Genomic DNA, 23,998 nt, shown 5'->3' on the forward strand with positions numbered 1-23,998 from the left:
GCACTTGTCGGCACGCGACGCGCTTCTGTCTCGCCGCGGTTCTCCCGCGTGCGCGCGATACGTAGTATGGCGTCGACAACTCTCCGTCCGAGAGAGACAAACGATAACGGGAGGAGTGAGCGTGGAGCGTCCCGGCGTCGCAGCGCGCCGCGGTTTCCTGCTGGCGAGCCTGGCGTTGATCTCGTCGATCGCCGGTTGCGGCGACGGCGGCGACTCTTCCGCGTCGCCGCCGGATACCGCGCCCCGCCCCATTGTCGCTCCCGTCGATTCCGATCCACCCGCGGTGCAGATCACCGGCCCGGTCGCCGGCGGGAGCTACGCGTCGAGCGGCGCGGCGGTAACGCTCTCGGGTTCCGCGACGGACAACGTCGGCGTCGACCGGGTGGTCTGGTCGAACAATCGAGGCGGCAGCGGCACGGCGAGCGGCGGCGCCAGCTGGAACACGGGCCCGATCCCCCTGCAGAGCGGCGTGAACCTCATCACGGTGACGGCCCTTGACCCCAGCGGAAACAGCGGCACGGCGGACATCAGCGTCTCGTACGCGACGACCGCCGGCGGCGACACGATCGTGCCTGCGGTAACCATCACCAGCCCGACGACGGACGCGAGCTACGCCGCGACCGCGGCCACGTTGCACCTCGCCGGGACCGCCGGCGACAACCAGGGTGTGGCGAGGGTGAGCTGGTCGAACAACCGCGGAGGCAGCGGGACGGCCAGCGGCACCCAAAGCTGGAGCGTGGCGGGTATCGCGCTCCAGTCGGGCAGCAACGTCATCACCGTCACGGCGGTCGACCTGGCCGATAATACGGCCACGGACACGCTGACGGTCACCTACACCGCGCCCGACACCACCGTTCCGACCGTGACCATCACCAGTCCCACCGGCGGCGCGGCGTACACCACGTCGAGCGGGAGCATCGCGCTCGGCGGCTCGGCCGGCGACGACGTCGGCGTCGTCCAAGTCCGCTGGTCGAACAGCCGCGGCAGCAGCGGGACGGCCAGCGGTACCACGGCCTGGTCCGCGAAGAACATCGCGCTCCAGTCCGGCACCAACGTGCTGACCGTAACGGCCGTGGACGCGGCGGGCAACGGCGCAAGCGATTCGCTCACCGTCACCTACAACGTGCCGGACACGACGCCGCCGAGCGTGACCGGCCTGTCTCCCGCGAACGGAGCGACGAACGTCGCGGTGACGACAACGCTCACGGCGACCTTCAGCGAGCCGGTGACCAACGTCACGACGTCGACGTTCCGCGTGAACGGCGTGACCGGGACGGTGTCCCTGAACGGCAACACGGCGACCTTCCGGCCGGCGACCGCGCTCACGGGCGGCACCGGCTATACCGCGACCGTCAGCGGCGGTGCGGCCGGCGTAAAGGACCTCGCCGGAAACCCGCTCGCATCCGATCGTGTATGGAGCTTCACCACCGCACCGGTGCTGGCGACCGCGAGCTACCGCGCCTCCTGGAACGCCGTGCCGGACCCGACCGTCACGGGCTACCGGCTCTATTACGCCACCGCGCCCCTCGGCTCCGGCCAGCCTCTGGGCACGCTCGACACCACGGCGACGAGTCTGGTGTTCGTGCCCGGAAACCACGGGCTGATGGCCGGAGCGACGCTGTATCTTGCCGTGACCAGCCTCGGCGAGAACGGCGCCGAATCGCCGCTGTCCGAGCAGGTGTCGATCCTCCTCGAGTAAACGAAGGCGGCGGTCGTCCCCGAATTCCCCCTCGGTGCGGCGGGAAACGGCGGCTGTTCAGCGCTCGGCGGTGTTCCTACAATGCCGTTCCTGGTCCATTCCGCCTTCGAACGGGGGTTCACGATGCCACGGAGCAGCCCGCGACCGGCGCCGGCGGTCCGCCGATGAGCCGCCGTTTTCGTGCCATGGTCGTGCGGGAAACGGCCGAAAAAACGTTCGCGCGCGCGATCGCCGAGCGCGCGGTCGAGGACCTGCCGAAGGAAGGCAACGTCCTCATCCGCGTGCAGTACTCCTCGCTGAACTACAAGGACGCGTTGTCGGCCATCGGCAACAGGGGCGTGAGCCGGCACTACCCGCACACTCCCGGCATCGACGCCGCCGGCGTGGTCGAGGAGAGCGGCGCGAACGAGATCCGCCCCGGGGACGAGGTGATCGTCACCGGCTACGACCTCGGGATGAACACGCCGGGCGGGTTCGCCGAGTACGTGCGCGTACCCGCCGCCTGGGTGGTGCGCCGCCCGCCGACGCTTTCGCTGCGCGAGTCCATGATCTACGGCACCGCCGGTTTCACGGCGGCCCTGTCCGTGCACCGGCTGCTGCAACACGGCGTGCATCCGGACCAGGGCGAGGTGCTCGTGACCGGCGCGACCGGCGGCGTCGGGAGCGTCGCCGTCGGGATACTCGCCAAGAGCGGTTTCCGCGTGGTCGCGGCGACCGGCAAGCCGCAGGAGGCGGCGTTCCTGAAGGAGCTCGGTGCGGGCGAGATCCTGCCGCGCGAGCAGGCGATCGACACGACCGGAGCCGGCATGCTCAAGGCCCGCTGGGCGGGCGTGGTGGATACCGTCGGCGGCGAGATGCTCTCGACCGCGCTGCGATCCCTCAAGCCCCACGGCGCGGCGACCTGCTGCGGGCTCGTCGCCTCGAGGGACCTCAGCACGCCGATCTTCCCGTTCATCCTGCGCGGCGTCAGCCTGCTCGGCATCGACTCGGCCCAGACGTCCATGCCCCAGCGCCTCGCCGTCTGGCAGAAGCTCGCGGGCGAGTGGAAGCTGCCCATGCTCGAGAGGCTCGCCCGCGAGGTGACACTCGATCGGCTCGACCCCGAGATCGACCGCATCCTGAAGGGCGAGCAGAAGGGTCGCGTGGTCGTGAAGATCGGCTGAGCCCCGCGGGCGCTACTCGCCCCGCCGCGCGAGCCATTCCTGGTTGGCCGACTCGCCTTCATCGGAGACGGTCGCACCGACGATGTGGTTGCCGGTCGCCGTCCCCTCGAAGCGCTGGGTGACGGTCTTGCCGGCGAGCGGCCGCTTCACCTCGTAGCTCAGCCGCTCTCCCTCGACCCGCCCGGTGACCGGATACGACACGCCACCGATCGTCACCCGGCCCTCGACGGTACCGAGATGCTGCGTGATCCGCAGCCGGTGGCGCTCGGGGCCCCGCGGGGTGGTCACCGTATAGCGCCACACCCCGGCGACGCGGGCCGGGACGTGCCAGAGGTAGATGGTCGATCTCCCGACCGTGACGACGGCCTCCGGCTCCCAGTCCTGCATCCCGAAATCGTGCGACACGACCGGGGTTCCCGCCCGCAGCTCCTCGAGCAGCTTGGGACGCAGCTGCAGGTTCACGGAGGACGTGAGGTACAGGGTGACCGCCGTCGCCGGCCGCAGATCGACCTCGAACAGATCGCCTTCGATGAAACGCACCCTGTCCGTGACCCTGGCGGCACGCGCGTTCGCTTCGCTCTCGGCGATGCGCTCGGGATCGATGTCCACGCCTACCCCGCGCGCGCCGTACTTCCGCGCCGCGGTGATCACGATGCGGCCGTCGCCCGACCCCAGGTCGTAGAGCACGTCCTCCGGCCCGACTTCGGCGAGCCGCAGCATCTCCTCGACCACGGCCGGCGGCGTCGGGACATAGGGCACGTCCCGCGCGTGGACGACCGCGTCCCCGCTACCCGCGAGGGCGAGCAGGGTTCCCAGCGCGTACAGCGGCTCGCGTCCCAATGGCATGAGGCACCTCCTTGTCTCCGGACGCCGCGGCCGAATCTCCGGACGGCGCACGGTTCACGAAGTAGAGCAGAGGCACGCCCATCCCGAGCACCGCCACGCCGAGAAGCGCGCCGAAGCCGGTGTAGGCGAGACTCGAGTAGAGCATGTAGGCGCAGGTCAGCGTGAACAGGAGCGGCGTGAAGGGATAGAACGGAACCCGGAAGGGGCGGGGATGCCGCGGCTCCCGCCGGCGCAGTACGAACAGCGACACCGTCGCGAGGAGAAAGAAGAACCAGAAGATCGGGGAAACGTAACTGACCATGGTCTCGAACCCCGATCGGGCCGTCGCGCCCACGGCCACGAGCGCCAGGGCGATCGCGCCCTGCACGAGCAGGGCGTTCTTCGGCGCGTTGGCCGTGCCGCTCCAGCCGGCCAGGAACCCGAGCAGCGGAAAGTCGTTCGCCATCGCGTAGTTCGTGCGTGCGCCGGTGAGGATGCTCACGTTGATCGAGGCGGCGACGGCGACCGCGATGAGGGCGCTCACCAGGCCCGCGCCGAGGTCGCCGGCGGCGTAGCGCATCACGTCGGCGGTCACGACCTCGGACCCGCGCATGCCCTCGAGGCCGAGGACGTTGAGGTATGCCACGTTGACCAGCAGGTAGACGAGGGTGATGACGCCGAGCGACGTGACGAGGACACGCACCATGTTGCGGCGCACGTCGCGCAGCTCGGCGGACACGTAGGCCGACTCGTTCCAGCCGCCGAACGTAAGCAGCACGAACACCATCGCGAGTCCGAACGCCGCATCCCCGGAGGCGGGAACCGGTTCGGAGGACGGCGCCTGGACCGGGGCGTGGCCGAGACCGGCGACGACCACGAACAGCAGCCCTGCCAAGGTGACGACGGTCATGACGTTCTGCAGCGTCGTGCTGGTCCGCAGCCCGATGATGTTGAGGCCCGTGAGGGCGATCACGGACACGGCCGCGTACAGCGCCGCGCCGTAGCCGTCGAGCGGCGCGAGCTGCGCGAGGTAATCGCCGAGCACGAACGCGAGCAGCGCGATCGATCCGGTCTGCAGGATGGCGAGCCGCGACCACGCGAACAGGAAGGCGACGCGCCGGCCGTACGCGCGTGTGAGGAAATGGTACTCGCCGCCGGCGCTCGGATAGGCGCTCGCGAGCTCGGCGTAGCACAACGCGCCCGCGAGCGACACCGCGCCGCCGATCGCCCAGACGGCGAGCAGGCTCCATTCGCTTCCGACGTTGGCGGCGACGATCGCGGGGGCCTTGAAGATGCCCGCGCCGATGACGAGCCCGACGATGATCGCGACGACGTCGAGGCGGGAGAGGGAGGGATGGGGTGAAGCGACGGGTCGTCCTGGCGTATCGCGCGGGTCCATGCGGTCGCCTCGCGCCCGTCTCAATGCGCTCTGCGACAGGCGCTCGGGCCGCCCGCGCGCAGCGCGGCGCCCGGCGGGACAGGTGCGGGCGAGGGCGAAGGCATCGAGCGCCGCCCGCCCGTCCCCGCGTTCGCCGTGAACGCGCGCCTCGCGGTAGCCCCTTTTCCGTATCGGGTGGTATCGTCCATGATCGCGCTACGCTATCACAGCGTGCTTTCCGGTTTGAACACAGATTAACACCGACGCGGAGTGCGTGATGAACCAGGTCGATGAAGAGCGGCGCCGCCTCGCGGAAGCGGTGCGGGAGGCGTGCATCGCCGCCGCGCAGCAGGGGTACGAGAACGCGTCGATCAGCGGCCTGTGCGAAGAGGGGGCGCTCGAGGCGGCGATCAGCGCCATTCGCATGGTGGATCTCGACGCCGTCCTGCGCGGACGCACGGGCGAATGACCCCGACGCGCGCACGGGATCGTGTGCTAGGTTGAGGGGAGCAATCACGTGAGGAGTCACGATGCCGAGCGTTCCGACCTGGATCGCGATCGTTGCCGCGGCGCTCGCGGCGTTTTTTCTGGTTGGCGCACTCGGCGCGCTGCGCCGCGCGCGCGTGGTGCGCATGCTGACGCGCTTCACGCTGGCGACGCTGTTCCTCGCGCTCGCCGGACTCTTCGGTCTGCTGTCCGTGGCCGTGCAGGGATACCAGGCGCTCACCCGCGAGGAGGTGGCGGCCGTGGTGCGAACGGAGCCGATCGGCGAGCAGCGTTTTCGCGCGCGCTTCCGGTTTCCGGACGGCCGGGAGGCGACGTACCAGCTCTCCGGCGACGAGCTGTATGTCGACGCGCACATCCTGAAGTGGAAGCCGGTCGCGAACGTCCTCGGCCTGCACACGGCCTACGAGCTCGACCGCGTCGCCGGCCGCTACCTGCGCGTGGATGAGGAGCGGCAGGCGCCGCGCACCGTCCATTCCCTCTCCCCCGAGAGGCCCGTCGATCTGTTCGAGCTCCGCCGGCGGCACGCGATGCTCGCTCCCCTGCTCGACGCGGAGTACGGCTCGGCGAGCTTCATCCCGGCGGACCAGGCGCAGACGCTGGAAGTCAGGGTGTCGACGACGGGGTTGCTGATTCGGAAGGTTGGGCCGGATTCTCCTTAGATTGCACCACTCACATTCGAGATCGCGCAACCTTACACGCTGAATGTCGACCCCCTCCGGGCGGCTTGTCGAAGTAATAATCTGTACTTGTGGGGTGGCTGACCCACGGCAGGTCAGAAGAAAGCACGCCCCGAATGGCGCGACTTTGCCGCTACGCATCCCGCTCCGCGGCAAAGCCCAGGGCGCACCTCCCTGTGCGCCCGTTCGCGCTGCCACCGGCAGCGCTCACCCCCCGCCCCTCGCTGCCTCGCGCTAGGAGGTCGCCAGACGGCACTTTTGCGCTGCGCAATCCCTGCTTCGCGCAAAAGCCCAGGGCGCACTTCCTTGTGCGCCCGCTCGGCGGGGCGGACGTCCACCGGACGTTCGCCACCTCCCCGCCTCGCCCATGCGCCGGCTGGCGACCGACCGGCATCCCTGCCGGTCGCCCTTCGGGCTCGCGGCGCTCGGAGCGCTCGGGTCGGGCGCGCCAGACGGGGACCCCACTGCAAAAGCACTTCCGTTTCAGGGCGGAGGTGGTTTGGGGTGAGTCCCCGTTGAGCTCGCCGAGCACCGGAGACTGTCCCGGGGGCAGTACGCGAGAGATGTTCGAGCCCGAGGCGCGTTTTTAAGCGCCCGGCGAGTTATCGAGCGTCCCGGGACGGGCGAGGGCGAGCCGGGGCGTGCTTTCTTTCGTCCCTTTCTTTGCGCGAACAAAGAAAGGGACCCGTCGTGCGGGGGGCGGAACCCCGCGTTATACATGTCGCGGAGCGACTCGAGCAGCTGAAGAGCTGCTTAGGACCTCCGTGCTGGCGGCTACTTGTCCAGCACCTCGATATACAGCAGCAGCGTGCGCTGGATGAAGAGGTCGTTGTCGTCGCTCATGAGGAAGAAGCGGCGGCCGTGGTGGCGGGCGATGCCCTCGAAGTTGTCGATCTGGAACCCTTCGCTCGTGTCGAGGGTGGCGAGCGGCTCGACGGAAAGCGCGGCGTCGACGCGCGCGCCGGCGAGGCGCAGGCGTTTGAGGGCGATCGAGGAGCGCCAGAAGAGCCGGCCGTAGTCGCGCTCGAGCACGATCACCTCGCCGCCGCCGAGGCAGGCGAGCCCGACCACGCGATTCTGGTTCTCGGCCGGGTAGCGCCAGGAGGCGCCGGTGGTGCTGTACAGCCGGTGGAATCCGGCGGGCTCGGCCTGGAGGGGCGCCTCCGGCACCGTGAGGGTCCCGAAAGCGGGGTCGTGGCACACGGCCTCGAGGCCCTTGTTCCCGTCGACGTAGGCCTCGCCGTCGCGCAGCGGCGCGGGAAGCTGGTGCTCGGCGATCGCGTAGCCGTCGGGGCGGAAGCGCACGAGGCGCGGATGGCGTTCGAAGCTCACCAGGAGCTCGGCGTCGTCCGCCCGGCCGTTGTTGCCGTTCAGGATCTCCAGCCCCTCGGCGTCCGCGTACCGGTGCTTGAGCGGCTGGCGCGTCTTCGGGTCGCGGAGCGGGACCGCCTTGATCAGCCGCAGGTCGACGAGCGCGCCGTCGCGAAGCACCGGTTCGAGGTGAAACAGGGCGCCCTTGTCGGAAATCGCGTACAGCAGGCCGGCGTCCTCGTCCCACGCGAGGTCGGAGAGCTGCGCGAAGCGCAGGCCGTTGGCGTTGATGTTGGGGAGCGCCAGCATTCCGAGGAAGCGGATGCGGCCGATGGCCTCGCCGACCGCGAGGTTCTCCACCAGCGGGACGGGCCGCGCCTTGATGGCGATCCCGCGGTCCGCGGCCGGCGCCGCGCCGAGCAGGAGGAGCCCGGCCAGCGCGAGCGCGCGCGCACGCCGACCGCCAGCCCCCGCCGCCCGTATCACGCCGTCTTCGCGCCCGCGCCGGGGGGCGTCACTCGCTCGTGGTGATCTTCGCGCTGGCGCGCAGCTCCTTCACCATCTGCTCGACGTGCTCGTCCTGCAGCCGGCGCTGGAAGTTGGCGCGCGCCTGCCGGTCGCCCATGAACTCCTCGAAGGTCGGGATCTTGGCCGCGCGCGTGTTCTCGACCTTGATGACGTGCCAGCCGAAGTCGGACTTCACGGGCTCGCTCGACACCGCGCCCTTCTCGAGGCGCGACACGCCCTCGAAGAACTCCGGCACCACCATGCCCTGATTGATCCAGCCGAGGCTGCCGCCGTTCTTGCCGGACTGCACGTCGATGGAGTGTTTCTTGGCGAGGTTCTCGAAGCTGCCCTTGCCCTTGAGCTGCTTGATGATGTCGCGCGCCTCGTCCTCGTCTTTCACGAGGATGTGCCGCACCTGGTACTCGGTTTTGTGCGTGTCCCGCACCTCCTTGTCGAACCGGGTCTTGAGCTCGTCGTCCGTGATCGGGTTGTCCTTCAGGTTGCGGCGGATCATCGCCTGCACGAGGATGTTCTCGCGCACGCGCTTGAGCAGCGCCTGCACCTCGGGGTCCTTGTCCAGTCCGTTCGCCTCGGCCTTCTGCGCGAGCAGCACGCGGTCGATCATCTCCTTCAGGACCACCTCGCGCTCCTTCGCCTTGTCGGCGATCGGTTCGCGCGCCTGCCGGAGCTGGCGGTACTGCTCGAGCTCGGTCTCGGTGATGGGCTGGCCGTTGACCGTGGCGAGCACCTTGCTGTCGTCGATCGTGTCCGCCTGGCGCTCGCAGGCGGCGAGCGCGACCAGGCCGGCGACGAGCGCGAGCGCGACGGTTGCGGTACGTAGCGACATGGGAGTTCCCTGTTGAATGAGTTGTAGGAGTCAGATTTCGTCGGGCGCGAGCGCCGTGATGCGCACCGCGTGCACCTCGCGCTTCATCAGGTCCCCGAGCGCCTGGTACACCAGCCGGTGGCGGGCGAGCGTCGGCTGACCTTCGAACCGGGCCGATACGATCGTGACGGCGTAGTGGCCGCCGCCGGACTTCGCGCCTTCGTGGCCCGCGTGCTCCGCGCTCTCGTCGGCGACCTCAAGGCTCTCGGGCGCGAGCGCCTCGCGCAGGCGCGATTCGATGCGCGCGACGCGGTCGTTCACGGCAGCACCTTGCGGAACGGCTCGACGCTCACGCGGGCGTACACGCCGGCCTCCATGTAGGGGTCCTCGGCCGCCCAGCGCTCGGCCTCGGCCAGCGAGGCGAACTCGGCGACGATCAGGCTCCCGGAGAAGCCGGCCGGGCCGGGGTCCTCGGCGTCGATCGCCGGGATCGGGCCGGCGAGCACCAGCCGGCCTTCGTCGCGCAGGCGTTCGAGGCGCGCCAAGTGCGCGGGACGCGCCGCCTTGCGCTTGGGCAGGCTGTCGTCGCCGTCGGTGCCCTTGATCACGTAGAGCATCAGGAGGCGGAAGCGTCCTTGTCGGGCTTTTCGATGATGTGCCGTGCCATGAGCGCGCCCTGCAGCAGGGTGAAGGCGAGCGTGATGCCCAGCAGGCCGAAGACCTTGAAGTTGACCCAGATCTCCTGGCGCGCGGCGGGCTCGAGATCCAGACCATAATAGAAGGCCACGTAGAGATTGAGCCCGCCGAGGGCCGCGAAGAACACGCCCCAGCTCAGGTTCTGGCGCGCCCAGACGGCCGGCGGGAGGCTGATCTGGGCGCCGAGGATGCGCTCGATCGCGGTCTTGCGGCCGACCCACTGGCTGCCGAGCACCAGCGCGGCGAGGATCCAGTAGACCAGGGTCGGCTTCCACTTGATGAAGGTGTCGTCCTGGAGCAGGAGCGTCAGGCCGCCGAAGACCGCGAGCACGCCGAGCGTCACGAGGTGCATGGTCTCGAAGCGGCGGTGTCTGAGCCAGAAGCTCCCGACCTGCACGAACGACGCGGCGATCGCCACCGCGGTGGCGACGTAGATGCCGTAGAGCTTGAACGCCGCGAAGAACAGCAGCAGCGGGAAAAGATCGTACAGGAATTTCATAGAGTTAGACGGACGGCGGACGCCACGTATTGTCGCACCAAGGCCCGCGGGGTGGCAACCGAACGGGGGCGGGGGCGACGATCCCCACTTCAGTGCATGGTTCGGCGGGTGAAGCGGTCGAAGTAGCGGGCCATGACCGCCCGCACGTGCGGCGGGTAGTTCAGCTCGTCCATCTGCTGCATGCCTTCGGCGAAAAACTGCGCGGCGTGGTCCGGAAAAAAGCGCGCCAGCTCCTCGAACACCTCCTCCATGAGCTCCGGGTTGTGCGAGCGGGTGGCGACGATCCCGCGGTTCAGGTTGAGCACCAGCCAGGGGCGTCCGGGGTTGCCCTTCTCCAGATCCTGCTTGATCAGCTTCGAGCTCGACCGGACGATGCGGGTCATGAAGCGCGTCAGCGCCTCGAGCTGCTCCGGTTCGCGCGTGCGGTTGGCGTAGTGCGCGAGGGCGTCCACGATCGGCTCGAGGGTACGTATCTCGCCCTCGTGGCGCACGATCCAGTCCGTGAAGGAGAGCACCACGCTGTCGAAATCCCGGTCGAACTCGCGCAGCTCGAGCTGCTGCGCCCATGTCATGAGATCCGTCAGGAGGGTGAGGCCGTAGTCGCCTAGCTGGCTCACGTCGTCCGAGGCGATCGGCCCGGTCTCGCCCTGCTCGCGGTCCACCTTGGTGCTGATGGCGAAGAACTGGTCGATCCCGGCGTCCAGCTGGGCGGGCGTCACCTGGTGGGTGGTCGCCGGGCGGCGCGCTTCGTAGGCCCCGAGGACGGCCTGGGCGGCCTGCTTGTAGCGCCGCGCGGCATCGGCGAGACTTACGGCGACGGGGTTCATCACGGGGTTGGCCGAGGCGATGGAGCTTACTATAACCCGTCGGCGGCCCCCATTTCAGCGCCAATGTCTTCCAGCATCGATCTGCATACCCATACGGTGTGCTCGGACGGCACGCTTACGCCGGCCGAGCTGGTCGAGCGCGCGCACGCCGCGGCGGTGCGGGTGCTCGCGCTCACCGATCACGACGCCACCGACGGCCTCGCCGAGGCCTCGCGGGCGGCGGCCGAGCGCGGTCTCGCGCTGGTTCCCGGCGTGGAGGTGTCGGTCACCTGGCAGCGTCAGACGGTCCACGTCGTCGGGCTCGGGATCGACGACGGCAACGAGCCGCTTCAGCGCGGCCTCGCGCGGCTGCGCGAGTTCCGCGGCTGGCGCGCGCAGGAGATCGACCGCCGGCTGCGCAAGAAGAACATCCACGGCGCCTTCGAGCACGTCCGCGCCAATGTGAAGGGCGCGATCCTCTCGCGCACGCATTTCGCGCGCTTCCTCGTGAGCCAGGGCTACGTGCGCGACATGGGGCAGGCGTTCAGGCAGTACCTGGCGCGCGGCAAACCGGCCCACGTCCCCGGTCAATGGGCTTCGCTCGAGGAGGCCGTGGCCTGGATCGGCGGCGCAGGCGGCACCGCGGTCATCGCGCATCCGGCGCGCTACAAGTTCACGTCGGGCAAGCTCAGGCGTCTGCTCAACGAGTTCAAGGAATGCGGCGGGCGCGCGATCGAGGTGGTGTCCGGAAGCCACGCGCCTCAGGAGAACGCGCAGTTCGGGCACATCGCGGGAGAGCACGGCCTGCTCGGCTCGCTCGGCTCGGACTATCACGGACCGGAGAATCCGTGGGTCGACCTCGGCCGGTTGCCGGCGCTTCCCGACGGTTGCACGCCGGTCTGGCACGAGTGGGACCTGGAAAACCGGCGATAAACCGCCGATCGCGCATGCGCGATCGCCGGGAATGGGGGTTTCACGGTATCGCGAGTCATCCGTCCGCATAAGTAACATTCGCTCTCCGTCGCCCGCGCGAGGCGCGCGAGAGAAGAACGACCGACGGCTTTTGATCATGGCGCAATATTTTCAGATACACCCGGACAACCCGCAGCCGCGGCTCATCAAGCGCGCGGTCGAGATCGTGCGCGACGGCGGCGTCATCGTCTATCCGACCGATTCGAGCTACGCGATCGGGTGCCACATCGGCGACAAGCAGGCGATGGAGCGCGTCCGCCGCATCCGCCGGCTCGACGACCGCCACAACTTCACGCTGGTCTGCCGCGATTTGTCCGAGGTGGCCCTGTACGCGCGCCTCGGCAACGTCGATTACCGCATCCTGCGCGCCTACACCCCCGGGCCCTATACCTTTATATTGCCCGCGACCCGCGAGGTGCCCCGGCGCCTGCAGAACCCCCGCCGGCGCACCATCGGCCTGCGGGTGCCGGACCACGCGATCGCGCAGGCGCTGCTCGCCGAGCTGCGCGAGCCGCTCATGAGCGTGACGCTCATCCTTCCCGGCGAGACCGTGCCCATGAACGACCCCGAGGAGATCCGCGAGCGGCTCGAGCACCAGGTCGATCTCGTCATCGACGGCGGGCAGTGCGCGCTGGACCCGACCACGGTGGTGATGCTCGACAACGGGCTGGTCGAGGTCCGCCGGCGGGGGCGGGGCGACATCGCCGCGCTGACCGGCGAGGGGATTGCGCAGGGCGCGTGAGCCGTTTTCTCCCGGCTTTTCGCCTTCCCGCGCGATTTCCGGGTTAATTCAAGTGCCCGCCGTGCCCTGATATACTGCCGGGCAATGTTCGGTTTAACCCTGCCTCAGTTCATCGCCGTCGCCGTACTCCCTCTCCTCTTCGCCATCACCGTCCACGAAGCGGCCCATGGGTGGGCGGCGAAACGCCTCGGCGACCCGACGGCGCAGCGGCTGGGGCGGCTCACGCTCAACCCGATCAAGCACATCGATCCGTTCGGCACCGTGCTGGTGCCGGGGCTGCTGCTGCTGTTCGGCGGCTTCATCTTCGGGTGGGCCAAGCCCGTGCCCGTGACCTGGGAGAACCTCAGGCAGCCGAAGCGCGACATGGCGCTCGTCGCGGCGGCGGGACCGGGGGCGAACCTGCTGATGGCGCTCCTCTGGGCGCTCGTCGCCAAGGCCGGGGCGCTCCTGCCCGATACCCTTTACTGGGCCGGAACGCCGATGCAGTACATGGGTCAGTTCGGCATCCTCATCAACGCCGTGCTGATGGTGCTGAACCTCCTGCCGCTGCCTCCGCTCGACGGCGGGCGCGTGGCGGTCGGGCTGCTGCCCGGACGGTATGCCTGGCAGCTCAGCCGGGTCGAACCCTACGGCTTCTTCATTCTCCTCGCGCTGCTCTTCATCCCGGTCGGAGGTCAGAGCGTGCTTCGCATGATACTCGCGCCGCCGGTCACGCTCGTGCACCGCATGGTGAGCGGCCTTGCCGGCCTCTGATCGATGAGCGCGGTCCTCCCCGGCCTGCCGGCCCGCGTGCTCTCCGGAATGCGCCCCACGGGGCGCCTGCACCTCGGCCACTATCACGGCGTGCTCAGGAACTGGGTGCGGCTGCAGAGCGAGTACGACTGCTTCTTCTTCGTCGCCGACTGGCACGCGCTCACCACCCACTACGAGACGCCGCAGGTGATCGAGGAGTCCGTGTGGGACATGGTCATCGACTGGCTCGCGTCCGGCGTCGACCCCTCCGCCGCGACGCTCTTCATCCAGTCGCGCGTGCCGCAGCATGCCGAGCTGCATACGCTGCTCTCCATGATCACGCCGCTCCCCTGGCTGGAGCGGGTGCCGACCTACAAGGACCAGCAGGCGCAGCTCAAGGACAAGGACCTCGGGACCTACGGCTTCCTGGGCTACCCGCTGCTCCAGAGCGCTGATATCCTCATCTACCGTGCGTCGTTCGTCCCGGTCGGAGAGGATCAGGTGCCGCACGTGGAACTCACCCGCGAGGTGGCGCGCCGGTTCAACCACCTCTACGGCCGCGAGCCCGGCTACGAAGAGCGGGCGGAGGAGGCCGTTCAGAAGATGGGCAAGAAGAACGCGAAGCTCTACCGCGAGCTGCGCGAGGCGTATCTCGAGCGCGGCGACCACGACGCGCTCGATCGCGCCCGGGCGCTCCTCGATCAGCAGAAGAACATCACGATCGGCGACAAGGAGCGGCTGTTCGGTTTCCTCGAGGGCGGCGGCAAGATGATCCTGCCCGAGCCCGAGCCGCTGCTGACGCCGTCGGCCAAGATGCCCGGCCTCGACGGCCGCAAGATGTCGAAGTCCTACGACAACGTCATCTCGCTGCGGGACGCCCCCGCCGACGTGGAGAAAAAGCTCAAGACGATGCCGACCGATCCCGCGCGCGTGCGCCGCACCGACCCGGGCGATCCCGACAAGTGCCCGGTGTGGCAGTTTCACCTCGTGTACTCGGACGACAAGACGAAGGCCTGGGTGCGCGAGGGCTGCACGACCGCCGGGATCGGGTGCCTCGAGTGCAAGCAGCCCGTGGTGAACGCGGTGCTCGAGGAGCTGAGGCCCATACAGGCGCGGGCCGCCGAGTACGGGCGCGATCCGGCGACGGTCCGCAACATCATCGCCGACGGCACGCGCCGCGCGCGCGACATCGCGGAGGAGACCCTGGTGGAGGTACGCAACAGCATGGGATTGGGGTACGCATGAGCGAGAACGAAGCCGGGAGCGGGGCCGACACGATCGCCGCGCCCGAGCGAATCGCGCTGGTGCGCGGCGAGGCGATCACGGAGCTGCCGCAGGACCTCTACATCCCGCCCGAGGCGCTCGAGGTGTTCCTCGAGACCTTCACCGGGCCGCTCGACCTGCTGCTCTACCTCATCCGCAAGCAGAACCTCGACATCCTCGACATCCCGATCGCCGAGATCACGCGCCAGTACATGGGCTACATCGAGATCATGCAGGAGCTCCGGCTCGAGCTCGCGGCGGAGTACCTGCTCATGGCCGCCATGCTCGCCGAGATCAAGTCGCGCATGCTGCTGCCGCGGCCCGAGACCGCCGCGGCCGAGGAGGCCGATCCGCGCGCCGAGCTGATACGCCGGCTCCAGGAGTACGAGCGCTACCGCAAGGCGGCCGAGGACATCGACCGGCTGCCGCGGATGGGCCGCGACATCCACCTCGTCGTCACGGACGCGAGCCACCTCGCGCGCGAGAAGCCGCAGCCGAACATCGCGATGCACGAGCTGCTCGACGCCTTCCGGCAGGTGCTCGAGCGCGCGGCGCTCTACCGGCACCACCGCGTGAAGCTCGAGCCGCTGTCCGTGCGCGAGCGCATGACCGAGATCCTCGGGCGCATCAACAGCGAGGAGTTCTCGACCTTCGAATCGCTCTTCAATCCGCGCGAGGGCCGCCTGGGTCTGGTCGTGACCTTCATGGCGGTGCTCGAGCTCATCAAGGAGGCCCTGGTCGTCGTGATCCAGCAGGAACCCTACGCACCCATCCACGTGAAGGCGGCGGCGTGATGACGGAAAACCGGCAGCCCAACCGCGAGGTCCGGAACATCATCGAGGCGGCGCTGCTCGTCGCCGGCCAGCCGCTCACCGTCGAGCGCATGCAGCAGATGTTCCCCGACGACTCGCGCCCGACGCGCGAGGAGATCCGGGAAGTGCTGAAGGCGCTCGAGGCGGAGTACGAGGAGCGCGGCATCGAGCTCAAGCAGGTCGACCGCGCCTGGCGGCTGCAGACGCGCGACAGGTACAGCTCCTACCTCGCGCGCCTGGTCGAGGAGCGCCCGGCGCGCTACTCGCGCGCGCTGCTCGAGACGCTCGCGATCATCGCCTACCGCCAGCCGGTCACGCGCGCCGACATCGAGGACATCCGGGGCGTGGGCGTGAGCACCGAGATCATCAAGACGCTCACTTCGCGCGACTGGATACGCGAGGTCGGGCGCAAGGAAGTGCCGGGGCGCCCGGCGCTCTACGGCACGACGCGCGCCTTCCTCGAGTACTTCAACCTCACGCGCCTCGAGGACCTGCCGCCGCTCTCGGAGCTGCGCGACCTCACGGCGATCAGCGCCGAGCTCGAGCAGCGCATGGGCGAAGGCGAGGCGATGCCGGCGGCCGCCGCGTCCGTCGAGGCGGCCGAATCCGGCGACGAGGGAGAGGACTCGGCCGACGGCGCCGTCGAATCCGAATCCCGCGAACGCCGCCCCGAGAGCGAGGCCGCCGCTGCCGAGGGCGAAGCGGGCGAGACCGAGCTCGTCGCGCAGGCCCGCTCAATGGGCGAGTAGGCCGCCGCGCATGAGTACGGCACCGTGCTTCCTCCCCCTCTCCCCCGAAAGGGGGAGAGGGACGGGGTGAGGGGGTGTCGACGCGGGTATCGCCCTCACCCCTGCCCGCTCCCGCAAGCGGGAGAGGGAGAGAGCGACAGGCAACTGCGCGGAATGGCTCACCCTCGGCGCGGCGCCTGGCTCGAGCAGTGTGTGTCTCGGTAGGACATCGATAGCATGCGAAGGCGCGAGCGGCAGGGCGCGAAGCCGGCGGTTCCCGAAGGACCGGCCGGCGAAAAGCTGCAGAAGGTGCTCGCGCGCGCGGGCGCGGGGTCGCGCCGGGAGATGGAGCGGTGGATCGTCGAGGGCCGCGTCACCATCGACGGTCGCGCGGCGAAGCTCGGTGACCGCGTTTCGCCACGCCAGACGATCCGCATCGACGGACGTTCGGTCCCCACCTACGCGACGACCCCGAAACCGCGGGTCCTCCTGTACCACAAACCCGAAGGCCAGGTGACCACCCGCAGCGACCCGGAAGGGCGCCCGACGGTCTTCGACAACCTCCCGGTGCTCAAGCACGGCCGCTGGATCGCGATCGGCCGGCTCGACCTCAACTCCTCCGGCCTGCTGCTCTTCACCACCGACGGGGCGCTGGCGCACAAGCTCATGCACCCCTCGACGATGATCGAGCGCGAGTACGCGGTGCGCGTGCTCGGGAGCGTGCCGCCCGAAGGGCTCAAGCAGCTCACGGAAGGCGTCGTGCTCGAAGACGGCGAGGCGCGGTTCGACAGCGTGCTCGACGCGGGCGGGACCGGTGCCAACCACTGGTACCACGTCGTGATCCGCGAAGGCCGACACCGCGAGGTGCGGCGCATGTGGGAGGCGATCGGCGCGAAGGTGAGCCGGCTCATGCGCGTGCGCTACGGCCCGGTCCCGCTTCCGCGGTTGCTGCGTCCCGGGAGGACCCACGACCTCGACGCCGACGGCATGACCGCGCTCTACGCGGCCGCGGGCCTACCGCCGCCCGTGAAGCCCCGGAAGGCAGGGCGCGGACCGGCGAGGGGCGCGCAAAGACCCCGATCTCCGCGCAGGCGCTGAGTAGCGGCCCGCCGCTACAATCGGCGGACGACGGAGGTGAGACTCGCATGGACGGCGGGCGCATTCCACGGAGCGGCGGAGATCCGCGCGCGACCGTCTCGGACACCCGCGATGTCGTTGCCGCCGGCTCCCCGGCACGGCGAGCGCCGGGCCCGTGATCGAGAGCGCGTTCGAGCACGCCGGGAAACTGCTCGTCTACTGGGCGCCGCACGTCCTCGTCGCCGTCCTCATCTTTGCCGGCTTCTGGCTCGTCGCGCGTCTCGCCGACCGCGCGATCCAGCGCGTCGTGGGGCGCACGCGCCTGAACGTGCTGGTGGTCGCGCTGCTGTCGCGCGCGGCGCACTTCACGCTGATCGTCTTCGGCGTCGTGACCGCGCTGGGCACGCTCGGCATCGACATCTCGGCGATCGTCGCCGGCCTCGGCCTCACCGGCTTCGCGCTCGGCTTCGCGCTGCGCGACACGATCTCGAACCTGCTCGCCGGCGTGCTGCTGCTCGTCTACCGGCCGTTCGACATCAACCACCACATCCAGGTCTCGGGCTTCGAGGGCACCGTGATCAACATCGACCTGCGCTATACGACCCTGGAAAGCCCGACCGCCCGCATCCTCATCCCGAACTCGAAGCTCTTTACCGATCCGATCACGGTCCGGAAGACCTAGCCTCGTTGCACCTCCGGTTTCCATCGCGGGGCGAGCGTGAGCGGCCTAAAACGCCTCGCGCTCGAGCTCCAGGTAGATCTGGTTGATGTTGCGTCGTGCGAGCAGATCGAAGTTCGCCAGGTGCCGGAAGCGCGATTGATCGACCCGGTCCACGGTGTCCTGCAACGTCTCGCCCGCGTCGATAGCCTTCGTCACTTCCTCGCGCAGGTGGACCAGGTAATCGCGGGTCGCGCGCCCGGCGCCGGCGACGTCCGTCGGCCGTCCGTGCCCCGGAACGATCACCGCGGGATCGAGCGCGAAGAGTCGATCGAGGGCGGTCACCCAGCTCCCGGTGTTCCCGATCGCGATCACGGCGAGAAGCCGGTCGGTGTAGACCAGGTCACCGGCGAACGCGACGCGTTTCTGCGGCAGCCAGACGACCAGGTCTCCGGGCGTGTGCGCGGGCCCGAAGTGCAGCAGGTGTACCTCGGTGCCGCCGAGACGCAACACCTCGCGCTCGTCGACGAGCGCGTCCGGATAGGCGAGCTGCGTGTTCGCGGCCTTCTCCTTCAGCAGCTCGCGGTTGGATGCGAGCTGACTCGGCCCCATCTCGCGCATCACGCGCACCGCCTCGCGCTGCGCGTAGATCGTCGCGCCTTGCCGGCGAAAGTAGTCGTTGCCGTGCCAGTAGTGGTTCTGGCTGTTCACGTTGACGACCCACTTCACCGGCTTGGTCGTGGTTCTCCGGATGACGTCATGAAGCGCCTCGGCCACGTGGGTGCCGGGTCCCGTATTGATCACCACCACGCCCGCGCTCGTGACGACGAAGCCGAGGTTGTTGTTGAGGCCGTGGTTCTCGTACGTCTGGCCGCCGAGGTCGCCGACGACGACGTAGACGTCCTTTCCGACCGGCGTCGCGTCGAGCGCGATCTCGGCGGCATAGAGGGCGGGGCTGAAGACGAGCGCGAACGCGGCGAGGCAGGATCGCATGGTGGGTCCTCCGGAAGGGTGTCCTGTAATTGTAGTGGACGCTACAGGCGTGTAGATTATTCAACACCATGGCGACCTCCGTCCGTTCCGGCTGGACGCTCCTCGTCATCAGCCTCCCGAGCCGCAGCGCGACGCCGCGCATGCGCGTCTGGCGCGCCCTGAAGGCACGCGGGGCCGCGGCCCTGCGCGACGGGGTGTACCTGCTGCCGGCGGGCGCGGCGTCGGACGCCGTCTTCCGCGAGCAGGCCGAGGAGGTCCGGCGCTCGGGCGGGCAGGCGCGACTGCTTCCGATCGACGGCGTGGACACCGCGCAGGGAGCGGACTTCCGGGGGCTCTTCGATCGCTCGGGCGACTACGCCCGGCTGATCGAAGCGATACGTCGTCTCCAGGCCGGGCTGACGCCGCGCGCCCGCAAGGCCGCGGCCGCGCAGTTGCGCCGGCTGCGGCGGCAGTTCGAGGCGATCCGCGCGACCGACTATTTTCCCGGTCCGGCGGCCGAGCAGGCGGGCGAGCTCCTCGCGGAGGCCGAGGGTGCGCTCGAGGCGCTCACCTCGCCCGGCGAACCCAAGGCGCGCGGCGGCGCGATCCCCCGGCTCGATGCGGCGGACTTCCGCGGCCGCACCTGGGCGACGCGCAAGCGCCCCTGGGTCGACCGGCTGGCGAGCGCCTGGCTCATCAAGCGCTTCATCGACCCGAAGGCGCGTTTTCTCTGGCTCGCCGACCCGAAGAAGCGTCCTGCCCGCGTGCTCGGTTTCGATTTCGACGGCGCGACCTTCACCCATGTCGGTGCGCGCGTGAGCTTCGAGACGCTGCTCGCGAGCTTCGGCCTCGAGAACGACCCCGCGCTCGTGCGGATCGGCGCGCTCGTGCACTTCCTCGACGTCGGGGGCGCGCCGGTGCCGGAGGCGAGCGGCGTGCAGGCGGTGCTGCGCGGCGCGCGCGAGCGCTGCAGGAACGACGACGCGCTCCTCGCCGAGGCACGGCGCCTCTTCGACGATCTCTATCACAACTACTCCCTGGAGCTTTCCGATGGCTAGCGTTCCCGTCGAGCGTCTCGATACGCCTGCGCATCCGTCGCTCGGGGAGGCGTTGCGTTACTGGTTCAAGCTGGGGTGGCTGGCGTTCGGCGGTCCGGCCGGGCAGATCGCCATGATGCACCACGAGCTGGTGGAGCGCCGGCGCTGGATCTCCGAGCGCCGCTTCCTGCACGCGCTCAACTACTGCATGACCCTGCCCGGTCCGGAGGCGCAGCAGCTCGCGACGTACATCGGCTGGCTGCTGCACGGCGCGCGCGGCGGTATCGTCGCCGGCACGCTGTTCGTCCTGCCGTCGGTGCTGGTCGTCATCGTGTTCGGCTGGATCTACCTGCGCTTCGGCGACCTGCCGGCGGTCGCGGGCGCGCTGTACGGGATCAAGCCGGCGGTGACGGCCATCGTGCTCTACGCCGCCTATCGCATCGGAGCCAAGACGCTCAAGAACGCCTGGCTCTGGGCCATCGCCGCGGCGGCCTTCGTCGCGATCTTCGCGCTCGGGCTCCCGTTCCCCGTGATCATCGTCGCCGCCGGCGTGCTCGGCTGGCTCGGCGGACGCTACGTCCCCGGACGGTTCGAGCTCGGCGGCGGCCACGGCGCGCCGAGCGAAGCGGCGCTGATCGACGATCACCACGCGACGCCCGAGCATGCGCGCTTCTCGCGCGCTCGCCTGATGCGCTACGTGGCGATCGGCCTGCTCGCGTGGGCGGTTCCGCTCGGGCTCCTCGTCCTCTGGCAGGGATGGGACGGCGTCTACACGAAGATCGCCTGGTTCTTCACCAAGGCGGCGCTCGTGACCTTCGGCGGGGCGTACGCGGTGCTGCCCTACGTGTACCAGCACGGGGTGGAGATCAACGGCTGGCTCAGCGCGCACCAGATGATCGACGGCCTCGCGCTCGGCGAGACGACGCCGGGGCCGCTCATCAAGATCGTCACGTTCGTCGGCCTGCTCGGAGGCTGGCAGCAGGCGGGCCTCGGCCCCGATCTGCTCGTGCTCGCGGGCATCCTCGGCGGCCTCGTCGCGACCTTCTATACGTACCTGCCTTCCTTCCTGTTCATCCTCATCGGCGGGCCGCTGGTCGAGTCGACGCGCGGGGAGCTGCACTTCACCGCGCCGCTCACCGGCATCACCGCCGCCGTGGTCGGCGTGATCGTGAATCTCGCGGTCTTCTTCGCCTACCACGTCTTCTGGCCGGAAGGGCTGGACGGCCGCTTCGAGTGGTTTTCGGCGGCGATCGGCGTCGCCGCCTTCATTGCGCTGTGGCGCTACAAGGTGGGCATCATCCCCGTCATCGGCGCGTGCGCCGCCGCGGGCCTGGCCTGGGTGTTCGCGCTGCAGCCGCTGATGTCCTGAGGAGAACGGAGGAAGACAAACATGAACCGCACCATCAAAGCCGCTGAACTGAAGCCGCTCGTCGAGAACCGCTCGGCCGTCGTGCTCGACGTGCGCCGCAAGAGCGATTACGACAGCGACAACGCCAGACTTCCCGGCGCGCAGTGGCGCGATCCGGAGAAGATCGCCGAGTGGAGCACATCGCTCCCGAAGGACAGCGACGTCGTCATCTACTGCGTCCGCGGCGGCTCCGTCAGCAATTCGGTGGTCGACCACCTGCAGGCGAACGGTGTCCGCGCCCGCTTCATCGAAGGCGGAATCGAGGCGTGGAAGAGCGCGGGCGGGGAGACGGAGCCCAAGTAACACGTCCCTCACGCCGACCCTCTCCCGAAGGGGAGAGGGGAGGAACATGAAAAGCGAGAGGCATGGGGGAGGGTATTACCATGAAATGGATCACGCGCGAACGTCCGAAGATCGATCGCATCGCCTGTCCCTGGCTGATCGCGCGCTTCATCGATCCGGAGGCCGAGTTTCTCTACGTGCCGGCCGACCGGGTGATGACGGTCGCCCGGGAGACCGGCGCCATTCCCTACGACGTGCCGAATGTCGAGCTCGGTCATGTGGGCGATCTCTGCTCCTTCGATGCGTTCCTCGCCAAGTACCGCCTCACCGATCCGGCGCTGCACCGCCTCGCCGTGATCGTTCGCGCGGCCGACACCGGCCGGCCGGAGCTCTCGTCGCAGGCGCCGGGGCTCCTCGCGATCTCCGCCGGGCTCTCGAAGAACTTCGCCGACGACCACGAGATGCTGCGCCACGGCATGGTCGTCTACGACGCGCTTTACGCGTGGTGCCGCACCGCCTGACGAGCCGATGACGGACCGCGGCGTCCTCTATGCCGCCGCCTTCCTGCGCGCCCTCGCCACCGGGCTCATGGGCGTGCTGCTCGGCATCTATCTCGCCAAGCGCGGTTTCGCCGCGGGGGAGATCGGTCTCGTCATCGGCGCGGGACTGACCGGCGCGGCGCTCTCCACGCTGATCGTCACCTTCCTCGGCGATCGCCTCGGCCGCCGGCGCGCGCTGATCGTGCTCGGGCTGCTCGGCGCGGCGGGCGGCGTCGCTCTCATCCTCACCGAGAGCGTCCTCGCCGCGAGCGTCGTCGCTTTCATCGGCATGGTCAACGGCATGGGCCGCGACCGCGGCGCGGCGCTCGTCCTCGAGCAGGCGATCCTCCCCGCCACGACCGGCGACGCGGGCCGGACGCGCGCGTTCGCGTGGTACAACGTGCTGCAGGACATCGGACACGCGCTGGGCGGGGCGCTCGCCGCGACGCCGACGGCGCTGCGCGCGGGATTCGCGGTCGACGAGCTGGCGGCGTTCCACGTCGCGGTCGGCGTCTACGCCGCGCTGCTGCTCGCCGGCAGCCTGCTGTACGTCTTCCTCACGCCCGCCAGCGAGGCGCCGGCCGCGCGCGACGCGGTGCGTCTCAGCCCGCAGAGCCGGCGCATCATCGCGCGAATCTCGCTGCTCTTCGCGCTCGACAGTCTCGCCGGCGGTTTCCTCGGGACCGCGCTCCTGTCGTACTTCTTCTACGAGCGCTTCGGCGCGGGAGAGGCGGTCATCGCCGGGCTGTTTTTCCTCGCGCGCGGCCTCAACGCGCTCTCGCACCTCGGCGCCGCGTGGCTCGCGGCGCGTATCGGCCTGGTCAACACCATGGTCTACACCCACATCCCCTCGAGCCTCCTGCTCATGACGGTCCCGTTCGCGCCGGGCTTCGCGGTCGCGGCGGCGCTGTTCCTGCTCCGCGAGGCGCTGGTCGAGATGGACGTCCCGACGCGCCAGTCGTACGTCATGGCGATGGTGCGGCCGGAAGAGCGGACGTTTGCTTCCGGCGTGACCCACCTCGTGCGCATGGCCGGCTGGGCGGTGGCCCCGTTCGCCGCGGGCTTCCTCATGCAGGGGCTCGCGCTCGGGGCGCCGCTCTACATTGGCGGAGCGATGAAGATCGCCTACGATCTCGCCCTCTATCGCGCGTTCCGCCACCTGAAGCCGCCCGAGGAGCGGGCGCGCTGAGCCCGACCGCGAGCCGCATGAACCACCGCCGCGTCATTCCGAAGATCTACGCACGCCTCCTCGCGGCGCACGGCCCGCAGCACTGGTGGCCGGGCGAGACGCCGTTCGAGATCATGGTCGGCGCGGTGCTCACGCAGAACACCGCGTGGGTCAACGTCGAGCGCGCGATCGCGAACCTGAAGCGCGGCGACGCGCTCTCGCCCGAGGCGATCGTCGCCGTGCACCCGCGGCGGCTCGCGGCGTGGCTCAAGCCTTCGGGCTACTTCAACGTCAAGGCGAAGCGGCTGCGCGCCTTCTGCCGCTGGCTGATCGCGCAGGGCGGCCTCGAGCCGCTCGCGCGGCGGCCGACCGGCGAGCTGCGGCGCGCCTTGCTCGCCGTCCACGGCATCGGGCCGGAGACCGCGGACGACATCCTGCTGTACGCCTTCGGGCGCCCGGTGTTCGTGATCGACGCCTACACGCGGCGGATCTTCCGCCGCCTCGGCCTCGTCGCGGGTACGGAGGACTACGAGACGCTCCGGGCGCTCTTCGAGGAGGCGCTCGGTCCGGAGACGCCGGTGTACAACGAGTACCACGGCCTCATCGTGCGGCACGGCAAGGACGTCTGCCGGACGGTGCCGCGCTGCGGGGATTGTTGCCTCGCGATGCAGTGCCGGCGGGTCGGGTAGGCTAGGGCCAAGACCCGACCCGCTT

27 protein-coding genes are annotated in these 23,998 nt (G+C 69.6%); 18 read left to right on the top strand and 9 right to left on the bottom strand.

The features are described 5' to 3' along the window. The first annotated feature begins 121 nt into the window (after positions 1–121). Entirely contained in the window at positions 122–1,699 is a 1,578-nt protein-coding gene (locus SVA_RS05725; RefSeq protein WP_169923984.1) for an Ig-like domain-containing domain, read from the top strand. 164 nt (positions 1,700–1,863) lie between these two features. Beyond that, the gene (locus tag SVA_RS05730) at positions 1,864–2,862 is read left to right on the top strand and encodes a YhdH/YhfP family quinone oxidoreductase (RefSeq protein ID WP_096460081.1); all 999 of its coding nucleotides are present in this window, start codon (positions 1,864–1,866) and stop codon (positions 2,860–2,862) included. A 12-nt stretch (positions 2,863–2,874) separates the two neighbouring features. Here the strand turns inward: SVA_RS05730 and SVA_RS05735 are convergent, their stop codons facing one another. After that, a complete protein-coding gene (locus SVA_RS05735; RefSeq protein WP_096460084.1) occupies positions 2,875–3,708 on the bottom strand; it encodes an SAM-dependent methyltransferase in 834 nt (277 codons plus the stop codon). Beyond that, positions 3,650–5,086: an APC family permease gene (locus SVA_RS05740; protein ID WP_096460087.1), complete on the bottom strand. Its 1,437-nt coding sequence runs from the start codon at positions 5,084–5,086 to the stop codon at positions 3,650–3,652. Before SVA_RS05740 ends, SVA_RS05735 begins: the two co-directional genes overlap by 59 nt. 256 nt (positions 5,087–5,342) lie before the next feature. Between SVA_RS05740 and SVA_RS05745 the strand changes: the two genes are divergently transcribed. Next, positions 5,343–5,534 carry an acetyltransferase gene (locus tag SVA_RS05745; protein WP_096460090.1) on the top strand — a complete coding sequence of 64 codons (192 nt, stop codon included), beginning with the start codon at positions 5,343–5,345 and terminating at the stop codon, positions 5,532–5,534. A 61-nt stretch (positions 5,535–5,595) separates the two neighbouring features. After that, positions 5,596–6,231, top strand: a complete 636-nt coding sequence (locus SVA_RS05750; protein ID WP_096460093.1) for a hypothetical protein — start codon at positions 5,596–5,598, stop codon at positions 6,229–6,231. A gap of 792 nt (positions 6,232–7,023) precedes the next feature. On the opposite strand, the gene SVA_RS05755 is transcribed toward SVA_RS05750, so the two are convergent. The 6 genes from SVA_RS05755 to SVA_RS05780 all read right to left on the bottom strand — a co-directional run bounded on the left by SVA_RS05755 (position 7,024) and on the right by SVA_RS05780 (position 10,915). Then, positions 7,024–8,046, bottom strand: coding sequence for an esterase-like activity of phytase family protein (locus SVA_RS05755; RefSeq protein ID WP_096460096.1), 1,023 nt, complete (start codon positions 8,044–8,046; stop codon positions 7,024–7,026). A gap of 28 nt (positions 8,047–8,074) precedes the next feature. Next, positions 8,075–8,914 carry a peptidylprolyl isomerase gene (locus SVA_RS05760; RefSeq protein ID WP_096460099.1) on the bottom strand — a complete coding sequence of 280 codons (840 nt, stop codon included), beginning with the start codon at positions 8,912–8,914 and terminating at the stop codon, positions 8,075–8,077. Positions 8,915–8,944: 30 nt separating this feature from the next. Then, positions 8,945–9,214: a BolA family protein gene (locus SVA_RS05765; protein ID WP_096460102.1), complete on the bottom strand. Its 270-nt coding sequence runs from the start codon at positions 9,212–9,214 to the stop codon at positions 8,945–8,947. Next, positions 9,211–9,510: a YciI family protein gene (locus tag SVA_RS05770; protein ID WP_096460105.1), complete on the bottom strand. Its 300-nt coding sequence runs from the start codon at positions 9,508–9,510 to the stop codon at positions 9,211–9,213. The genes SVA_RS05765 and SVA_RS05770 overlap by 4 nt, the downstream gene beginning before the upstream one ends. Further along, positions 9,510–10,088: a septation protein A gene (locus SVA_RS05775; protein ID WP_096460108.1), complete on the bottom strand. Its 579-nt coding sequence runs from the start codon at positions 10,086–10,088 to the stop codon at positions 9,510–9,512. Before SVA_RS05775 ends, SVA_RS05770 begins: the two co-directional genes overlap by 1 nt. An 89-nt stretch (positions 10,089–10,177) precedes the next feature. Further along, complete coding sequence (locus SVA_RS05780; protein ID WP_096460111.1) at positions 10,178–10,915, bottom strand: hypothetical protein; 738 nt, start codon at positions 10,913–10,915, stop codon at positions 10,178–10,180. A gap of 63 nt (positions 10,916–10,978) precedes the next feature. Here SVA_RS05780 and SVA_RS05785 point away from each other — a divergent pair, with 63 nt between their 5' ends. From SVA_RS05785 to SVA_RS05820, 8 genes are all read left to right on the top strand, one after another. Beyond that, positions 10,979–11,827 (top strand): PHP domain-containing protein, encoded by an 849-nt coding sequence (locus SVA_RS05785; RefSeq protein ID WP_096460114.1) that lies wholly within the window; start codon positions 10,979–10,981, stop codon positions 11,825–11,827. Between the two features lie 136 nt (positions 11,828–11,963). Further along, positions 11,964–12,608 (top strand): L-threonylcarbamoyladenylate synthase, encoded by a 645-nt coding sequence (locus SVA_RS05790; protein ID WP_096460117.1) that lies wholly within the window; start codon positions 11,964–11,966, stop codon positions 12,606–12,608. 84 nt (positions 12,609–12,692) lie between these two features. Continuing rightward, entirely contained in the window at positions 12,693–13,361 is a 669-nt protein-coding gene (locus SVA_RS05795; RefSeq protein ID WP_096460120.1) for a site-2 protease family protein, read from the top strand. Positions 13,362–13,364: 3 nt separating this feature from the next. Continuing rightward, positions 13,365–14,585 (top strand): tryptophan--tRNA ligase, encoded by a 1,221-nt coding sequence (locus SVA_RS05800; protein ID WP_096460123.1) that lies wholly within the window; start codon positions 13,365–13,367, stop codon positions 14,583–14,585. Further along, the gene (locus SVA_RS05805) at positions 14,582–15,397 is read left to right on the top strand and encodes a segregation and condensation protein A (protein ID WP_096460126.1); all 816 of its coding nucleotides are present in this window, start codon (positions 14,582–14,584) and stop codon (positions 15,395–15,397) included. Before SVA_RS05800 ends, SVA_RS05805 begins: the two co-directional genes overlap by 4 nt. Then, on the top strand, positions 15,397–16,164 hold the full coding sequence (scpB, locus tag SVA_RS05810; protein WP_096460129.1) for an SMC-Scp complex subunit ScpB: 768 nt from the start codon (positions 15,397–15,399) through the stop codon (positions 16,162–16,164). Before SVA_RS05805 ends, scpB begins: the two co-directional genes overlap by 1 nt. 216 nt (positions 16,165–16,380) lie before the next feature. Further along, positions 16,381–17,241 carry a 23S rRNA pseudouridine(2605) synthase RluB gene (gene rluB / locus SVA_RS05815; protein ID WP_096460132.1) on the top strand — a complete coding sequence of 287 codons (861 nt, stop codon included), beginning with the start codon at positions 16,381–16,383 and terminating at the stop codon, positions 17,239–17,241. A 154-nt stretch (positions 17,242–17,395) separates the two neighbouring features. Then, positions 17,396–17,902: a mechanosensitive ion channel family protein gene (locus SVA_RS05820; RefSeq protein ID WP_197703386.1), complete on the top strand. Its 507-nt coding sequence runs from the start codon at positions 17,396–17,398 to the stop codon at positions 17,900–17,902. Between the two features lie 45 nt (positions 17,903–17,947). Here SVA_RS05820 and SVA_RS05825 read toward each other — a convergent pair whose 3' ends face one another. After that, a complete protein-coding gene (locus SVA_RS05825) occupies positions 17,948–18,871 on the bottom strand; it encodes an MBL fold metallo-hydrolase (RefSeq protein ID WP_096460135.1) in 924 nt (307 codons plus the stop codon). Between the two features lie 68 nt (positions 18,872–18,939). On the opposite strand from SVA_RS05825, the gene SVA_RS05830 reads away from it, so the two are divergent. The 6 genes from SVA_RS05830 (at position 18,940) to SVA_RS05855 (ending at position 23,973) form a co-directional block, all read left to right on the top strand. Continuing rightward, a complete protein-coding gene (locus SVA_RS05830) occupies positions 18,940–19,908 on the top strand; it encodes a chromate resistance protein ChrB domain-containing protein (RefSeq protein WP_096460138.1) in 969 nt (322 codons plus the stop codon). Then, entirely contained in the window at positions 19,901–21,256 is a 1,356-nt protein-coding gene (gene chrA, locus SVA_RS05835; RefSeq protein WP_096460141.1) for a chromate efflux transporter, read from the top strand. Before SVA_RS05830 ends, chrA begins: the two co-directional genes overlap by 8 nt. 21 nt (positions 21,257–21,277) lie before the next feature. After that, the gene (locus tag SVA_RS05840) at positions 21,278–21,598 is read left to right on the top strand and encodes a rhodanese-like domain-containing protein (protein ID WP_096460144.1); all 321 of its coding nucleotides are present in this window, start codon (positions 21,278–21,280) and stop codon (positions 21,596–21,598) included. 80 nt (positions 21,599–21,678) lie between these two features. Further along, entirely contained in the window at positions 21,679–22,098 is a 420-nt protein-coding gene (locus tag SVA_RS05845) for a chromate resistance protein ChrB domain-containing protein (protein WP_096460147.1), read from the top strand. Positions 22,099–22,105: 7 nt separating this feature from the next. Beyond that, the gene (locus SVA_RS05850; RefSeq protein ID WP_096460150.1) at positions 22,106–23,305 is read left to right on the top strand and encodes an MFS transporter; all 1,200 of its coding nucleotides are present in this window, start codon (positions 22,106–22,108) and stop codon (positions 23,303–23,305) included. 17 nt (positions 23,306–23,322) lie between these two features. Further along, positions 23,323–23,973 (top strand): endonuclease III domain-containing protein, encoded by a 651-nt coding sequence (locus SVA_RS05855; RefSeq protein WP_096460153.1) that lies wholly within the window; start codon positions 23,323–23,325, stop codon positions 23,971–23,973. Positions 23,974–23,998: the final 25 nt, after the last annotated feature.

This window comes from Sulfurifustis variabilis, assembly GCF_002355415.1.
GTDB lineage: Bacteria > Pseudomonadota > Gammaproteobacteria > Acidiferrobacterales > Sulfurifustaceae > Sulfurifustis > Sulfurifustis variabilis.

Excerpts from the sequence above, each read along its gene's own strand:
- SVA_RS05850 (WP_096460150.1), top strand. The coding sequence starts at position 22,106 with ATGACGGACCGCGGCGTCCTCTATGCCGCCGCCTTCCTGCGCGCCCTC.
- SVA_RS05780 (WP_096460111.1), bottom strand. The coding sequence starts at position 10,915 with ATGAACCCCGTCGCCGTAAGTCTCGCCGATGCCGCGCGGCGCTACAAG.
- SVA_RS05740 (WP_096460087.1), bottom strand. The coding sequence starts at position 5,086 with ATGGACCCGCGCGATACGCCAGGACGACCCGTCGCTTCACCCCATCCC.
- SVA_RS05785 (WP_096460114.1), top strand. The coding sequence starts at position 10,979 with ATGTCTTCCAGCATCGATCTGCATACCCATACGGTGTGCTCGGACGGC.
- SVA_RS05840 (WP_096460144.1), top strand. The coding sequence starts at position 21,278 with ATGAACCGCACCATCAAAGCCGCTGAACTGAAGCCGCTCGTCGAGAAC.
- rluB (WP_096460132.1), top strand. The coding sequence starts at position 16,381 with ATGCGAAGGCGCGAGCGGCAGGGCGCGAAGCCGGCGGTTCCCGAAGGA.
- SVA_RS05830 (WP_096460138.1), top strand. The coding sequence starts at position 18,940 with ATGGCGACCTCCGTCCGTTCCGGCTGGACGCTCCTCGTCATCAGCCTC.
- SVA_RS05845 (WP_096460147.1), top strand. The coding sequence starts at position 21,679 with ATGAAATGGATCACGCGCGAACGTCCGAAGATCGATCGCATCGCCTGT.
- SVA_RS05735 (WP_096460084.1), bottom strand. The coding sequence starts at position 3,708 with ATGCCATTGGGACGCGAGCCGCTGTACGCGCTGGGAACCCTGCTCGCC.
- scpB (WP_096460129.1), top strand. The coding sequence starts at position 15,397 with ATGACGGAAAACCGGCAGCCCAACCGCGAGGTCCGGAACATCATCGAG.
- SVA_RS05730 (WP_096460081.1), top strand. The coding sequence starts at position 1,864 with ATGAGCCGCCGTTTTCGTGCCATGGTCGTGCGGGAAACGGCCGAAAAA.
- SVA_RS05805 (WP_096460126.1), top strand. The coding sequence starts at position 14,582 with ATGAGCGAGAACGAAGCCGGGAGCGGGGCCGACACGATCGCCGCGCCC.
- SVA_RS05800 (WP_096460123.1), top strand. The coding sequence starts at position 13,365 with ATGAGCGCGGTCCTCCCCGGCCTGCCGGCCCGCGTGCTCTCCGGAATG.
- SVA_RS05770 (WP_096460105.1), bottom strand. The coding sequence starts at position 9,510 with ATGCTCTACGTGATCAAGGGCACCGACGGCGACGACAGCCTGCCCAAG.
- SVA_RS05760 (WP_096460099.1), bottom strand. The coding sequence starts at position 8,914 with ATGTCGCTACGTACCGCAACCGTCGCGCTCGCGCTCGTCGCCGGCCTG.
- SVA_RS05745 (WP_096460090.1), top strand. The coding sequence starts at position 5,343 with ATGAACCAGGTCGATGAAGAGCGGCGCCGCCTCGCGGAAGCGGTGCGG.
- SVA_RS05750 (WP_096460093.1), top strand. The coding sequence starts at position 5,596 with ATGCCGAGCGTTCCGACCTGGATCGCGATCGTTGCCGCGGCGCTCGCG.
- SVA_RS05790 (WP_096460117.1), top strand. The coding sequence starts at position 11,964 with ATGGCGCAATATTTTCAGATACACCCGGACAACCCGCAGCCGCGGCTC.
- chrA (WP_096460141.1), top strand. The coding sequence starts at position 19,901 with ATGGCTAGCGTTCCCGTCGAGCGTCTCGATACGCCTGCGCATCCGTCG.
- SVA_RS05825 (WP_096460135.1), bottom strand. The coding sequence starts at position 18,871 with ATGCGATCCTGCCTCGCCGCGTTCGCGCTCGTCTTCAGCCCCGCCCTC.
- SVA_RS05855 (WP_096460153.1), top strand. The coding sequence starts at position 23,323 with ATGAACCACCGCCGCGTCATTCCGAAGATCTACGCACGCCTCCTCGCG.
- SVA_RS05775 (WP_096460108.1), bottom strand. The coding sequence starts at position 10,088 with ATGAAATTCCTGTACGATCTTTTCCCGCTGCTGCTGTTCTTCGCGGCG.
- SVA_RS05795 (WP_096460120.1), top strand. The coding sequence starts at position 12,693 with ATGTTCGGTTTAACCCTGCCTCAGTTCATCGCCGTCGCCGTACTCCCT.